We start from the raw sequence: 13,902 nt of genomic DNA, 5'->3' as shown, positions 1-13,902 counted from the left end.
CCAGCTGCCCGAAAGGACCAGTCACGTGGCAGACACCCAGCCGACCGAGGCCACCGACGAGTGGTGGCGCGGCGCCGCCATCTACCAGGTGTACGTACGGAGCTTCGCCGACGGCGACGCGGACGGCACCGGCGACCTCGCGGGGGTGCGGTCCAGACTGCCGTACCTGGCGGCGCTGGGCATCGACGCCATCTGGTTCAGTCCCTGGTACCCCTCGCCGCTGGCCGACGGCGGCTACGACGTCGCCGACTACCGGGCCATCGACCCGGCCTTCGGGAGCCTTGCCGAGGCGGAGAAGCTCATCGCGGAGGCCCGCGGCGTCGGCATCCGCACCATCATCGACATCGTCCCCAACCACATATCGGACCGGCACGTCTGGTTCCAGGCCGCGCTCGCCGCCGGGCCGGGCAGCGTGGAGCGCGAGCTGTTCCACTTCCGCCCCGGCCGCGGTGAGAACGGCGAACTGCCGCCGAACGGCTGGCGGTCCCAGTTCGGCGGCCCCGCCTGGACCCGGCTGCCCGACGGCGACTGGTACCTGCACCTGTTCGCGCCCGAGCAGCCCGACCTCAACTGGGAGCACCCCGCGGTCCGTCAGGAGCACGAGGACGTCCTGCGCTTCTGGTTCGACCGCGGCGTGGCCGGGGTGCGCATCGACTCGGCGGCCATGGTGGCCAAGGACCCGGAGCTGCCCGACTTCGAGGAGGGGCGCGACCCGCACCCCTACATCGACCGCGACGAACTGCACGAGATCTACCGTTCCTGGCGCACCCTCGCGGACTCCTACGGCGGGGTCCTGATCGGCGAGGTGTGGCTGCCGGACGCCGAGCGCTTCGCGCGCTACCTGCGGCCCGACGAGCTGCACACCGCCTTCAACTTCGACTTCCTGTCCTGCCCCTGGGACGCGGAGCGGCTGCGCGCCTCGATCGACCTGACGCTGGCCGTGCACGCGCCCGTCGGCGCTCCGGCGACCTGGGTGCTGGCCAACCACGACGTGACCCGCACGGCCACCCGCTACGGCCGCGCCGACACCGCTTTCGACTTCAAGACCAAGGCCCACGGCATCCCCACCGACCTGGCGCTCGGCACCCGCCGCGCCCGCGCCGCCGCCCTGCTGACGCTCTCCCTCCCCGGTTCGGTCTACCTGTACCAGGGCGAGGAACTGGGCCTGCCCGAGGTCGAGGACATCCCGGCCGACCGGCTGCAGGACCCGATGTACTTCCGCTCCGGGGGCACCGACCCGGGCCGTGACGGCTGCCGGGTGCCGTTGCCCTGGTCCGGGGACGCGCCGCCGTACGGCTTCGGCGGCGAGCGGCTCTGGCTGCCCCAGCCGGCCGGCTGGGCGCCGTACACGGCGGAGGCCGAGGAGGCCGACGCCGGTTCCATGCTCACCCTGTACCGCACGGCGCTGGACATCCGGCGTGCCGAACCCGGCCTCGGTGAAGGGCCGATGAGCTGGCTCGACAGCGATGCCGAGGTGCTCGCCTTCCGCCGCGAGGGCGGTTTCGCCTGCGTGGTCAACCTGTCCGGGACCCCGGTGGACCTTCCCCGCCACCGGCAGCTCCTGCTCGCCAGCGGGCCGCTCGGCGAGGACGGCCGGCTGCCCCAGGACACGGCGGTCTGGCTGCGCCTGGACGAGTAGCCGCAGGCGCCGCACCGCGTCCCCCCGCCCCCGTCCCCCCGCCCTTCTGCGCCCGTCCCCCACGCGGGAGTGCTGCCGCCGGACAGCGTTGTCCACGGCAGCACCGACGGCTCCGCGGAGACCGCCCCCGCGGCCTGCGCCGCCCATCGCGCCCGGCACCCGTGCCTCACCGGCGCCCCGTTCGCCGGGCCGCGCCCGGCCGCCGACGCTCCGGGCACGGCCACCCCGCGACCCGCGCCCGGTCCCCCCGGGCCACACCGGCCGGCCCGCCGCCCGACACGGCGGGCTGACGGCGTACGCGTCCTGACCGCGTACGCCGAGGGGCGCGGCACCGCACCGGTGCCGCGCCCCTCGCTGCTGTCGTGCGGCCCGTCACACCGGGCCGGCGACCACCGCGACCCGCTTGGTCAGCGCCACACCCGAGCCGTCCCGGCGCGGGTCCTTCGGCGGAAGGTCGGCGGGGGCGCCGGTGGACGTGGCGGCGCGGGCGGGGGCGACGCCGGCCCAGGCCAGCAGCAGCACGTCCTCGCCCTTGAGGAAGCGCTGGCAGCGCACACCGCCGGTCGCCCGGCCCTTGCGCGGGTACTGGTCGAACGGAGTCAGCTTGGCCGTGCTCTCCTCCGCCCCGTCCAGCACCTCGCGGGCGCCGGCCAGGGTGAAGACGACGGCGTCGGCCGACGGGTCCACCACTGTGAAGGAGATCACCTTGGCGCCCTCGGTGAGCTTGATGCCGGCCATGCCGCCCGCCGGGCGGCCCTGCGGACGCACCTGGCCCGCCGGGTAGCGCAGCAGCTGGGCGTCGTCGGTGATGAAGACCAGGTCCTCCTCGCCGGTGCGCAGCTCGACCGCGCCGACGATCCGGTCGCCCTCCTTGAGGGTGATGACCTCCAAGTCGTCCTTGTTCGCCGGGTAGTCCGGCACGACGCGCTTGACGACGCCCTGCTCCGTGCCGAGCGCCAGCCCCGGCGAGGACTCGTCGAGCGTGGTCAGGCAGACCACCCGCTCGTCCGGCTCCAGCGACAGGAACTCCGCGAGCGGCGCGCCGCCCGACAGGTTCGGCGGCCCCGACATCTCCGGGAGGATCGGCAGGTCGATCACCGCCAGCCGCAGCAGCCGCCCGGTCGAGGTGACCGCCCCGATGTCCGCCCGCGCGGTCGTCGGCACCGCGGAGACGATGACGTCGTGCTTGACCCGCTTGCCGTCGCCCGGCGCCAGGGCCTCGCCGTTCGCCGTGCGCGCCAGCAGCCCGGTGGAGGACAGCAGCACGCGGCAGGGGTCGTCGGCGACCTCCAGCGGCACGGCGGCGATCGGCGCCGCCGCCGTCGCGTCCAGCAGGACCGTGCGGCGCTCGGTGCCGTACTTCTTGGCCACCGCCGCCAGCTCGGTGCTGACCAGCTTGCGCAGTTCGGTGTCGGACTCCAGGATCCGGGTCAGCTCCTCGATCTCCGCGGTGAGCCGGTCCCGCTCGGACTCCAGTTCCATGCGGTCGAAACGGGTCAGCCGGCGCAGCGGGGTGTCGAGGATGTACTGGGTCTGGATCTCCGACAGCGAGAAGTGCTCGATGAGCCGCTCCTTGGCCTGGGCGGCGTTGTCGCTGGAGCGGATGATCGAGATGACCTCGTCGATGTCGACGAGCGCGACCAGCAGGCCCTCGACCAGCTGGAGGCGGTCGCGGCGCTTGCCGCGGCGGAACTCGCTGCGCCTGCGGACCACCTCGAAGCGGTGGTCGAGGTAGACCTCCAGCAGTTCCTTCAGGCCCAGCGTGAGCGGCTGGCCGTCGACCAGGGCCACGTTGTTGATGCCGAAGGACTCCTCCATCGGCGTCAGCTTGTAGAGCTGCTCCAGGACGGCCTCCGGGTGGAAGCCGTTCTTGACCTCGATCACCAGCCGCAGCCCGTGCTCGCGGTCCGTGAGGTCCTTGACGTCGGCGACGCCCTGCAGCCGCTTGGCGCCGACCAGGTCCTTGATCTTGGCGATGACCTTCTCCGGGCCGACCGTGAACGGCAGCTCGGTCACGACCAGGCCCTTGCGGCGGGCCGTGACGTCCTCCACCGAGACCGTCGCGCGGATCTTGAAGGTGCCGCGCCCGCTCTCGTACGCGTCCCGGATGCCGTCCATGCCGACGATGCGGCCGCCGGTCGGCAGGTCGGGGCCCGGCACGTGGCGCATCAGCGTCTCGAGGTCCGCGTTCGGGTACCGGATCAGGTGGCGGGCGGCCGAGATGACCTCGCCGAGATTGTGCGGAGGCATGTTGGTCGCCATGCCGACCGCGATCCCCGAGGCGCCGTTGACCAGCAGGTTCGGGTACGCGGCGGGCAGGGCGACCGGCTCCTGCTCCTGGCCGTCGTAGTTCGGCGCGAAGTCGACGGTGTCCTCGTCGATCGACTCGACCATCAGCATCGCGGCCGGGGCCGTGCGGCACTCGGTGTACCGCATGGCGGCCGGTGGGTCGTCGTTGCCGAGCGAGCCGAAGTTGCCGTGGCCGTCGACCAGCGGCACCCGCATCGAGAACGGCTGCGCCATGCGCACCAGGGCGTCGTAGATCGAGGCGTCGCCGTGCGGATGGAGCTTGCCCATCACCTCGCCGACGACGCGGGCGCACTTCACGAAGCCGCGTTCGGGACGCAGCCCCATCTCGTTCATCTGGTACACGATGCGGCGGTGCACCGGCTTGAGCCCGTCGCGGGCGTCGGGAAGCGCACGCGAGTAGATGACCGAGTAGGCGTACTCGAGGAAGGACCCCTGCATCTCGTCGACGACGTCGATGTCGAGGATCCGCTCCTCGAAATCGTCCGGCGGCGGGGTCTTCGTGGTGCGGCGGGCCATCAGGGCGCTGCTCCTTCGGCTGGACCTCATCGGGTGTGGACACGTGACTGACGCGGACCATTGTGGACCGCCCCGCCGACAGCCCGGACCACCCCCCGGCTCCTGCGCGCCGGTGACGGGAACTTCGCAGGCTGTTTGTCCGCTGCCTAGAGTGGCAGGTCTAGGCACGAAACAACGAGTACGCGACGGGAAGGACAGCTTGCCCATGGGTCACACGGCCACGCCGGAGGCAGAATCCGGCGGCCTCACCGCGACCGAGCACCGCCTGGCCAACGGCCTGCGTGTGGTGCTCTCCGAGGACCACCTCACCCCGGTCGCCGCGGTCTGCCTCTGGTACGACGTCGGTTCCCGTCACGAGGTGAAGGGCCGTACCGGACTCGCCCACCTCTTCGAGCACTTGATGTTCCAGGGATCGGCGAACGTCAAGGGCAACGGCCACTTCGAACTGGTCCAGGCCGCAGGCGGCTCGCTCAACGGCACCACGAGCTTCGAGCGGACCAACTACTTCGAGACCATGCCGGCCCACCAGTTGGAGCTGGCCCTGTGGCTCGAGGCCGACCGCATGGGCAGCCTGCTGTCCGCGCTGGACCAGGAGAGCCTGGACAACCAGCGCGACGTGGTGAAGAACGAGCGCCGTCAGCGGTACGACAATGTGCCCTACGGCACGGCGTTCGAGCGGCTGACCGCCATGGCGTACCCCGACGGGCACCCGTACCACCACACGCCCATCGGCTCGATGGCCGACCTGGACGCCGCCTCCCTGGAGGACGCGCGCGCCTTCTTCCGGACGTACTACGCCCCGAACAACGCCGTCCTCGCGGTGGTCGGCGACATCGACCCGGAGCAGACGCTCGCCTGGATCGAGAAGTACTTCGGCACCATCGCGTCCCACGACGGCAAGCCGGCGCCGCGCGACGGTTCACTCCCTGGAGTGATCGGCGGGCAACTCCGCGAGGTCGTCGAGGAGGACGTACCCTCCCGTGCCCTCATGGCCGCCTACCGGCTGCCGAAGGACGGCACCCGCGAGGCCGACGCCGCCGACCTGGCACTCACGATCCTCGGCGGCGGGGAGTCCTCCCGGCTCCACAACCGGCTGGTCCGCCGGGACCGCAGCGCGGTCGCGGCCGGCTTCGGCCTGCTGCGGCTGGCCGGGGCACCCTCGCTCGGCTGGCTGGACGTGAAGACCTCCAGCGGGGTCGAGGTGCCCGACATCGAGGCCGCCGTCGACGAGGAGCTGGCCCGCTTCGCCGAAGAGGGCCCGACACCGGAGGAGATGGAGCGGGCCCAGGCCCAGCTGGAGCGCGAATGGCTGGACCGGCTGGCCACGGTCGGCGGCCGGGCCGACGAACTGTGCCGCTACAGCGTGCTGTTCGGCAGCCCGCAGCTGGCGCTGACCGCGGTCAAGCGGGTCCTGGAGGTCACCGCCGACGAGGTGCGTGACGTCGCCGCGGCCACGCTGCGGCCGGACAACCGGGCCGTGCTCGTCTACGAGCCCACGGGCTCCGCGGCGGCCTCCGGCGAGGACTTCGACGAGGACGAGGAGGGCGCGGACCAGTGACCGACGTCCACAGCACCATGACGTTCCACCCGCAGCCCCGGCCGGGGGAGCCCAAGCCCTGGGACTTCCCGGCCCCCGAGCGGTCCCAGCTGCCCAACGGGCTGACCGTGCTGCGCAGCCATCGCCCCGGCCAGAAGGTCGTCGCCGTCGAGGTGCTGCTCGCGGCGCCGCTCGACGCCGAGCCCGAGGGCCTGGACGGCGTCGCCACGATCATGGCCCGCGCCCTGTCGGAGGGCACCGACAAGCTCACCGCGGAGGAGTTCGCCGCCGAGATGGAGCGCTGCGGCGCCACCCTCGACGCGCACGCCGACCACCCCGGCGTCCGGGTCTCGCTGGAGGTCCCCGCCTCGCGCCTCGACAAGGCCCTCGGCCTGATCGCCGACGCGCTGCGCGCCCCGGCGTTCCCGGAGAGCGAGATCGAGCGCCTGGTCGGCAACCGCCTCGACGAGATCCCCCACGAGCTCGCCAACCCGGCGCGGCGGGCCGCCATGGCGCTGTCCAAGGAGCTCTTCCCCGCCGAAATGCGCTGCTCCCGGCCCCGCCAGGGCTCGGAGGAGACCGTCGCCCGGATCGACGCGGCGTCCGTCCGCGCCTTCTACGACGCGCACGTACGGCCGTCCACCGCGACCGCGGTCGTGGTCGGCGACCTCACCGGGATCGACCTCGACGCGCTGCTCGGCAGCACCCTGGGGGAGTGGAGCGGCAAGCCCGCCGAGCGCCGCCCGCTGCCCGCGATCACCGCGGACGACACCGCCCGCGTGATCATCGTCGACCGGCCCGGCTCGGTGCAGACCCAGGTGCTCATCGGTCGTACCGGCTCGGACCGGCACGACCCGGTCTGGGCGGCCCAGGTGCTCGGCACGTACTGCCTCGGCGGCACGCTGACCTCGCGCCTGGACCGCGTGCTGCGGGAGGAGAAGGGCTACACCTACGGCGTCCGCGCCTTCGGGCAGGTCCTGCTCTCCACGCCGGAGGGAACCGGTGTCTCGCTGCTCGGCATCAGCGGCTCGGTGGCGACCGACGTCACCGCGCCCGCGCTGGCCGACACCTGGCAGGTGCTGCGCACCCTGGCGGCGGAGGGCCTCACCGACGAGGAGCGGGACGTCGCCGTCCAGAACCTCGTGGGCGTCGCGCCGCTGCGCTACGAGACGGCCTCGGCCGTCGCCGGCACCTTCGCCGACCAGGTCGAGCAGTTCCTGCCCGACGACTTCCAGGCGCGGCTGTACGAGCGCCTGGCGGCCACCGGCACCGTCGAGGCCACGGCCGCGGCCGTGGCCGCGTTCCCGCTGGACCGGCTCGTGGTCGTGCTGGTCGGTGACGCCACCGCGATCGGCGACCCGGTCCGCGACCTCGGCATCGGCCCCGTGACGGTCGTCACGGGCGCCTGACGACCGCCCGCCCGCACCGCGGCCCCGGACGCCCCTGCGGCGGCCGGGGCCGCGTGCTGTCACCCGCGGGCGCGGACTCAGGGTGCGAGCCGTGTGGCGGCCATGTTGATCCTCATGCCGCACGGGAGCCGCCCGTCGGGGCCGGCCAGGGCGGCCGCGCGGCCGAGGAACTCGGCGCGCAGGTCGGCTGTCGGCTCCTCGCCGAGGACCTCCATGTCGTAGTACGTCGAGGTCAGTGCGGACCAGACCTCCAAGGGCGTGCCGTCCATGCCGATGACCACGGTCCGCCACGACACCGGCGCGAACCCGAGCGGTCCCAGGAGCGCGTCCAGCCCCTCCCGCCCGCGCGTCCTGCGGTCGCCGAGCCGCGGCAGGCGACGCTCGGGCGCAGCCGCCTTGAAGTGCGGCACGGCCAGCGTCAGGAAGAGGTCCACTCCCTCGCCGGGGACGGGGCCGCCGCCGACGGCGACGGCCAGTGCGCCGCCCGGGGCGAGCACCCTCGCCGCCTCGGCGCACACCTGGTCGGGGTCCGACATGAGCATGAGCGCCATGTGCGACACCACGGCGTCGAAGGAGCCGTCGGCGAAGGGCAGCTCCTGGGCGCGCCCCTGCCGCAGATCGGCGCCCGCCAGCCCGGGCCGCCGACGGGCGAGGGCCAGTTCGCCCTCCGACAGGTCGATGCCGGCCAGGACCCCGGCCCCGTGCCCGGCGAGCAACTCCAGGAGCGCGCCGTCCGCGCAGCCCAGGTCCAGGACGCGGCGGGCACCGCGGATGTGCTCGGCCAGCACCTGGTGGGTCGTGCGCCCGTCCCGGGTGAGGGCCCCCTCGACCCCGGCCGACTGGAGGCCGGGGTTCCGGTCGTGGAAGGCGCGCAGGAAATCCTCGGCGGTGCGGGTGGCGGGCGTCGTCGCCCCTGATGTCGTGGTCACGCGGGGACCCTACGCAGGGGGACGCGCGCCCCGGCGTCCCTCCGGCGGACCCGGAGGGTGACTCCGGTCACGTGTCCGGGGGCGGTGGCCGGCCGTCGGCCGGGCGGGTGGACGGGAGCGGCAGTGGGGGGCTCGGGACGTGCGGGGAACTGCGGTTTTGTCATCCAGGGGGCGGTTGGGACCGGTTGGGGGCCGGTGTGGCATCCCGCACAAAAGGCCGGATTTTTTTGGAACGGCCGCGGGGGCGCGGTTAGCGTCCTCGGGTTGTCCGGCGGAATCAGCCGCCTCCCGCGGCACCGGAGCAACGATCGCCGAGTCCCCGTCGGGCGTGAGCCTGGGGAGCCGGGGACCCATGTGAGTCGTCCCCTGGGGTGAATCGGGCCCGTCCCTGACCGGGGCGCCCGTAGGAGACCTTCCTGCTCCGAACCCGTCAGCTAACCCGGTAGGCGAGAAGGAAGGAAAGGATCTCCGCCTGCCCATGGCGTTCACCATACGTACCACCGTCGCCTGCGCCGCCGCGCTCACCGCCGTCACCGCCGGCACGCTCACCGCCTCCGCGCAGGCCGCGGAGGCCGAGCGGTCCGCGTTCGCCAAGTGCGCCGCCGTCAGCGGCGACATGGCGGCCCGCCTCGCCGAGCAGGCGGAAGCCCAGCACAGGGCGGCGGTCTCGGCGGCGAAGAAGCGGCACGCGGCACACGTCGCGCACGTGGCGAAGGTGCGGGCCGCCAAGAAGGCCGCGGCCGCCAGGGCCGCGAAGGAGGCCGCGGCCGCCGCCAGGGCCCGTGTCCGGGCCGCGGCCCGCGACGGCGCCGCGCACGCCTCGCGCTCCCGCGCCCGCACGTCCCTGACCTCCTGGATGCTGCCGGTGCACGGCGCCATCGGCACCCCGTACCACGCGACCAGCAGCCTGTGGTCGTCCGGCTACCACACGGGCGTGGACTTCCAGGCGGCCGTCGGCACCCCGGTGCACGCCGCCGGCGCCGGCACGGTCGTCGAGGCCGGATGGGGCGGCAGTTACGGCAACAACGTCGTGATCCGGCACGCGGACGGCATGTACACCCAGTACGGCCACCTGTCCTCGATCGGCGTCTCGGTTGGCCAGACGGTCTCCGCCGGCACGCGGATCGGCCTGTCGGGCGCCACGGGCAATGTGACCGGCCCGCACCTGCACTTCGAGGCCCGGACCACCCCTGCGTACGGCTCCGACGTGGACCCGGTGGCGTATCTGCGCTCCCACGGCGTCCTCTTCTGACCTTTCCGGTCTTCCTGGTCTTGCCGGTCTTTCCGGTCTTCCCGGCCTTCGCGGCCGCCCGGTCCACCTCCCTCCCCCCACCCGAAGGCCCCGGCTCCCCCCGCCGGGGCCTTCGGCATGCCCGGAGCTGTGTCCAAAAACGCTCCATGAATTCAGGACCGCCGCCGGAATCGACGGCGTGCTGGAATAGAGTCGCCACAGAAACGCCGGCATCTGCGTTACGCGGTAATTAAGCGGCAGCCGTCGGCAGGCAAGGAGAGGAAACCGGCGATGTGGGACCGGACGTGAACGGGACGGGCGGCGCGGAGCGCCGGATTTCGGCCCAGGCGGTGTGCACGGCGATCCGTGACGACATCATCAGCGGGCACTTCGCGCCGGGCACCCGGCTGACCGAGGAGCAGCTCGCCAAGCGCTACGGGGTGTCGCGGGTCCCGGTCCGCGAGGCGCTGCGGACCCTGGAGTCCGAGGGCTTCGTCCGCACCCGCAGGCACGCCGGCGCGTCCGTGGCCGAGCCCACCGACCAGGAGGCCGCGGACCTGCTGGAGATCCGCGGCCTGCTGGAGCCGCTGGGTGCCGCGCGCGCCGCCCAGCGGCGCACCGAGGCGCACGTCAAGGTGCTGCGCGGGTTGGTGCGGCTCGGGCAGGAGCGTTCCGCGCAGGGGCAGTTGTCCGATCTGCCGGCGCTGGACGGCTGGTTCCACGAGACGCTGGCGCAGGCTTCCGGGAGTCCCACGCTGGTCGCGCTGCTGACGCAGCTGCGGCACAAGATCGCCTGGGTGTACGCGGTGGACTCGCCGGGCCGCGCGGCGGAGTCCTGGGAGGAGCACGGAACGGTCGTGGACGCCGTCGCCCGCGGGGACGCCGAGCGCGCCCGCACGGCGATGGCCGACCACGTGGAGCGCGCCACTTCGGTGCACCGGCTGCGCCGCCCGGAGCGCGCGGGCCGCGGCGCGCCCCCCGGGTGAGGAATCGGAAACATGCCGTACACAAAACGAGCGATCGCGTTTAACAGAAGTGCCGTATACAACTGAGACAATAGGGGTGCGCTGTATTTTGCGCCCATGATTCCGTCGTGAGCCTGGAGAATTCGGCGAGTGCCGAAATAGCCGGGGCCGCGAAATCCGGTCGGATTTCGCGGCCCCGGCCCGCAGGTCCGGCGACCGGGTCAGACGGTCTCGGGAAGCTCTTCCAGACCCTCGGACACGAGCTTGGCCAGGCTGTCGAGCGCGGCGTCGGCGCCCTCGGCGTCGGAGGCTAGGACGACCTCCTCGCCGCCCGCGGCGCCCAGGCTCAGCACGGCGAGCATCGAGGCGGCGTTGACGGGGGCACCGTCGGCCTTGGCGATGGTCACGGGGACGCCGACGGCGGTCGCGGCGCGGACGAAGATCGCTGCGGGGCGTGCGTGGAGGCCCTCGGCCCAGCCGACGGTGACGCGGCGCTCAGCCATGGTGTTGTCCTTCGGGTCGTTCCAGGGTGGTCTAGACCAGTCTGCCACGCCGGGCGCACCGGTCGGTCCCTTCCGTCCCTGACATGGTCGCACCGATCCCGCGTCCCCCGATGGCCGTACGCTGGCCCCATGACGAGCCCGCCGCCCACGGAAGAGCGTGAGTACCCGGTCCACTGGGAGGCGGACATCGTCCTGCGCGACGGCGGGATCGCCCACGTCCGGCCCATCAGGCCCGACGACGCGGGCCGGCTGGTCAGCTTCTACGAGCAGGTCTCGGACGAGTCGAAGTACTACCGCTTCTTCGCGCCCTACCCGCGCCTGTCCGACCGGGACGTGCACCGCTTCACCCACCACGACTACCGCGACCGGGTGGGGCTGGCGGCCCTCGTCGGCGGCGAGTTCATCGCGACCGTCCGCTACGACCGCACGGAGACCGACGAGGCCGAGGTCGCCTTCCTCGTCCAGGACGCCCACCAGGGCCGCGGCGTCGCCTCCGCGCTGCTGGAGCATGTCGCCGCCGTGGCGCGTGAGCGCGACATCCGGCGCTTCATCGCCGAGGTGCTGCCCGCCAACCGCAAGATGATCAAGGTCTTCACGGACGCCGGATACACCCAGCAGCGCAGTTTCACCGACGGCGTGGTCCGGCTCGAGTTCGACCTCGAACCCACCGAGCAGTCCGTCGCCGTCATGCGCGCCCGCGAGCAGCGCGCCGAGGCGCGGTCCGTACGGCGGCTGCTCAGCCCGTCCTCGATCGCCGTGATCGGCACCGGACGGCGGCCCGGAGGCGTCGGCCGCAGCGTGCTGCGGCACATCACCGAGGGCGGCTTCACCGGCCGGATGCACGCGGTGAACCGTTCCTTCGACGCCGGCCTGCCGGTCCTGGAGCCCGAGGGCGTCCCGGCCCACCGCTCCGTCGCGGAGATCCCCGGACAGGTCGACCTCGCCGTGATCGCGGTCCCCGCGGAGAACGTCGCCGAAGTGGTCGACGAGTGCGGCTCGCACGGCGTCCTCGGCCTGCTCGTCCTGTCCTCCGGCTACGCCGAGTCCGGCCCGGAGGGCAACCGCAGGCAGCGCGCCCTGGTCCGCCAGGCCCGCTCGTACGGCATGCGCGTCATCGGGCCCAACGCCTTCGGCGTCCTCAACTCCGCCGCCGACGTCCGGCTCAACGCCTCATTGGCCCCCGAGATGCCGCAAGCCGGGCGGCTCGGGCTGTTCACCCAGTCCGGGGCCATCGGCATCGCCATGCTGTCCGGGCTGCACCGGCGCGGCGCCGGGCTGTCGTCCTTCGTCTCCGCGGGCAACCGCGCGGACGTCTCCGGCAACGACATCCTCCAGTACTGGCACGACGACCCGGCCACCGACGTCGCGCTGCTCTACCTCGAAACCCTCGGCAACCCGCGGAAGTTCTACCGGCTCGCCCGCCGCACCGCCGCCGTCAAACCGGTCGTGGTGGTCAAGGGCGCACGCCACTTCGCGGCGACCCCGCCCGGCCACACCGTGCCGGTCACCCGCATCCCCGACAGCACCGTCTCCGCGCTGCTGCGGCAGGCGGGCGTCATCCGCACCGACACCGTCACCGAGCTCCTGGACACCGGGCTGCTGCTGTCCTGCCAGCCGCTGCCGTCCGGATCCCGCGTCGCCGTCCTCGGCAACTCCGAGTCGCTCGGTCTGCTCACCTACGACGCGTGCCTCACCGCCGGACTGGAGCCGGCCCGCCCCGCGGACCTCACGACCTCCGCGGCGCCGGAGGACTTCCACGCCGCGCTCGGCGCCGCGCTGCGCGATCCCGCCCACGACGCCGTCGTCGTCACGGCCATCCCGCGCGTCGGCGACGAACTGCAGGGGCACCCCGAGACCGGCGACGACCCCGACCTCGCCGCCGCCCTGGAGCGCGCCGTCGCCGAGGCCGGCGGCGGCAAACCCGTGGCGATCGTCCACACCGCGCTCGAGGCCATGGGCACCCGCCTCGCCGCGGCCGGCATCCCGGCCTACGCCGCGGCCGAGCGCGCCGTGAAGGCCCTCGCCCAGGCGGCCGCCTACGCCCAGTGGCGCCGGGACGCCGCGACCCCCGGCAAGGTGCCCGAGTTCGACGACGTGGACGGGGCCGCGGCCCGCCTGGACGTGGCGCGGCTGCTGAAGGACACCGGGGAACGGGCCGCGGACGGCGCCCCCGGCGTCACCCTGGACGAGGCCTCCGCCGCCGCGCTGCTGGCCCGCTACGGCATCGCCGTGCGCTCCGCGCTGCCCGCGCCGGATGTCGCCACCGCCCTGGACGCCGCCCGCCGCCTCGGCTACCCCGTGGCGCTGAAGACCACCGCCCCGCACCTGCGCCACCGCGCCGACCTCGGCGCCGTCCGTCTCGACCTCGCCGACCCCGACGACCTGCGCCGGGCGCACGAGGAGCTGACCGCACGCCTCGGCAAGCCCGAGGAGCTGCACCTTGTGGTGCAGGCCATGGCGCCGCGCGGGGTGGACACCGTCGTCCGCGCCACCGTCGACCCGGGCGCCGGCGCCGTGCTGTCCTTCGGCCTCGCCGGCGCGGCCTCGGAACTGCTCGGCGACACCGCGCACCGCCTCGTCCCCGCGACCGACCGGGACGCCGCCCAGCTGGTGCGTTCCATCAGGGCCGCCCCGCTGCTCTTCGGCTGGCACGGCGCCGAGCCGGTCGACACCGCCGCCCTGGAGGAGCTGCTGCTGCGGGTCTCGCTGCTGGTCGACGACCTGCCCGAGGTCGTCTCCGTCGACCTCGAACCGGTCGTCGTCGCCGCCGAGGGACTGACGGTGCTCGGCGCGTCCGTGCGGCTCGCGCGCCCCCCCGCTCGAACGGACCTCGGACCACGCGCACTGTCGTCCTTCTGAACAC

The 13,902-nt window shown here is 73.6% G+C and carries 9 protein-coding genes and 1 riboswitch; of the genes, 6 read left to right on the top strand and 3 right to left on the bottom strand.

All coding sequences use genetic code 11. From position 1 onward, the window contains the following. Window positions 1-25 precede the first annotated feature (25 nt). Window positions 26-1,639 (top strand): glycoside hydrolase family 13 protein, encoded by a 1,614-nt coding sequence (locus tag PV364_RS08545; RefSeq protein ID WP_319659130.1) that lies wholly within the window; start codon window positions 26-28, stop codon window positions 1,637-1,639. A 372-nt stretch (window positions 1,640-2,011) separates the two neighbouring features. Here the strand turns inward: PV364_RS08545 and PV364_RS08540 are convergent, their stop codons facing one another. Next, entirely contained in the window at window positions 2,012-4,465 is a 2,454-nt protein-coding gene (locus tag PV364_RS08540; protein ID WP_319659128.1) for a DNA topoisomerase IV subunit A, read from the bottom strand. A 205-nt stretch (window positions 4,466-4,670) separates the two neighbouring features. Between PV364_RS08540 and PV364_RS08535 the strand changes: the two genes are divergently transcribed. Both PV364_RS08535 and PV364_RS08530 read left to right on the top strand, forming a co-directional pair. Further along, window positions 4,671-6,023: a pitrilysin family protein gene (locus tag PV364_RS08535; protein ID WP_319659127.1), complete on the top strand. Its 1,353-nt coding sequence runs from the start codon at window positions 4,671-4,673 to the stop codon at window positions 6,021-6,023. Between the two features lie 17 nt (window positions 6,024-6,040). Continuing rightward, window positions 6,041-7,411 carry a M16 family metallopeptidase gene (locus tag PV364_RS08530; protein WP_415924536.1) on the top strand — a complete coding sequence of 457 codons (1,371 nt, stop codon included), beginning with the start codon at window positions 6,041-6,043 and terminating at the stop codon, window positions 7,409-7,411. Between the two features lie 77 nt (window positions 7,412-7,488). Here the strand turns inward: PV364_RS08530 and PV364_RS08525 are convergent, their stop codons facing one another. After that, window positions 7,489-8,340, bottom strand: coding sequence for a class I SAM-dependent methyltransferase (locus PV364_RS08525; RefSeq protein ID WP_319659125.1), 852 nt, complete (start codon window positions 8,338-8,340; stop codon window positions 7,489-7,491). Window positions 8,341-8,639: 299 nt separating this feature from the next. Beyond that, window positions 8,640-8,804: riboswitch (cyclic di-AMP (ydaO/yuaA leader) on the top strand. Window positions 8,805-8,818: 14 nt separating this feature from the next. Here PV364_RS08525 and PV364_RS08520 point away from each other — a divergent pair. Both PV364_RS08520 and PV364_RS08515 read left to right on the top strand, forming a co-directional pair. Further along, on the top strand, window positions 8,819-9,592 hold the full coding sequence (locus PV364_RS08520) for a M23 family metallopeptidase (RefSeq protein ID WP_319659124.1): 774 nt from the start codon (window positions 8,819-8,821) through the stop codon (window positions 9,590-9,592). A gap of 272 nt (window positions 9,593-9,864) precedes the next feature. After that, the gene (locus PV364_RS08515; RefSeq protein WP_319659123.1) at window positions 9,865-10,557 is read left to right on the top strand and encodes a GntR family transcriptional regulator; all 693 of its coding nucleotides are present in this window, start codon (window positions 9,865-9,867) and stop codon (window positions 10,555-10,557) included. 200 nt (window positions 10,558-10,757) lie between these two features. Here PV364_RS08515 and PV364_RS08510 read toward each other — a convergent pair whose 3' ends face one another. After that, window positions 10,758-11,039 carry an HPr family phosphocarrier protein gene (locus tag PV364_RS08510; RefSeq protein ID WP_319659122.1) on the bottom strand — a complete coding sequence of 94 codons (282 nt, stop codon included), beginning with the start codon at window positions 11,037-11,039 and terminating at the stop codon, window positions 10,758-10,760. Between the two features lie 129 nt (window positions 11,040-11,168). Between PV364_RS08510 and PV364_RS08505 the strand changes: the two genes are divergently transcribed. Continuing rightward, on the top strand, window positions 11,169-13,898 hold the full coding sequence (locus PV364_RS08505) for a GNAT family N-acetyltransferase (protein WP_319659121.1): 2,730 nt from the start codon (window positions 11,169-11,171) through the stop codon (window positions 13,896-13,898). Window positions 13,899-13,902: the final 4 nt, after the last annotated feature.

This window comes from Streptomyces sp. MI02-7b (assembly GCF_033793585.1).
Taxonomy (GTDB): domain Bacteria; phylum Actinomycetota; class Actinomycetes; order Streptomycetales; family Streptomycetaceae; genus Actinacidiphila.
This window is presented reverse-complemented; position numbering and strand designations above follow the sequence as displayed.

Bases quoted from the DNA above. Each gene is read 5' to 3' on its own strand.
- PV364_RS08540 (WP_319659128.1), bottom strand. From the start codon at position 4,465: ATGGCCCGCCGCACCACGAAGACCCCGCCGCCGGACGATTTCGAGGAG.
- PV364_RS08535 (WP_319659127.1), top strand. From the start codon at position 4,671: ATGGGTCACACGGCCACGCCGGAGGCAGAATCCGGCGGCCTCACCGCG.
- PV364_RS08530 (WP_415924536.1), top strand. From the start codon at position 6,041: ATGACGTTCCACCCGCAGCCCCGGCCGGGGGAGCCCAAGCCCTGGGAC.
- PV364_RS08520 (WP_319659124.1), top strand. From the start codon at position 8,819: ATGGCGTTCACCATACGTACCACCGTCGCCTGCGCCGCCGCGCTCACC.
- PV364_RS08510 (WP_319659122.1), bottom strand. From the start codon at position 11,039: ATGGCTGAGCGCCGCGTCACCGTCGGCTGGGCCGAGGGCCTCCACGCA.
- PV364_RS08505 (WP_319659121.1), top strand. From the start codon at position 11,169: ATGACGAGCCCGCCGCCCACGGAAGAGCGTGAGTACCCGGTCCACTGG.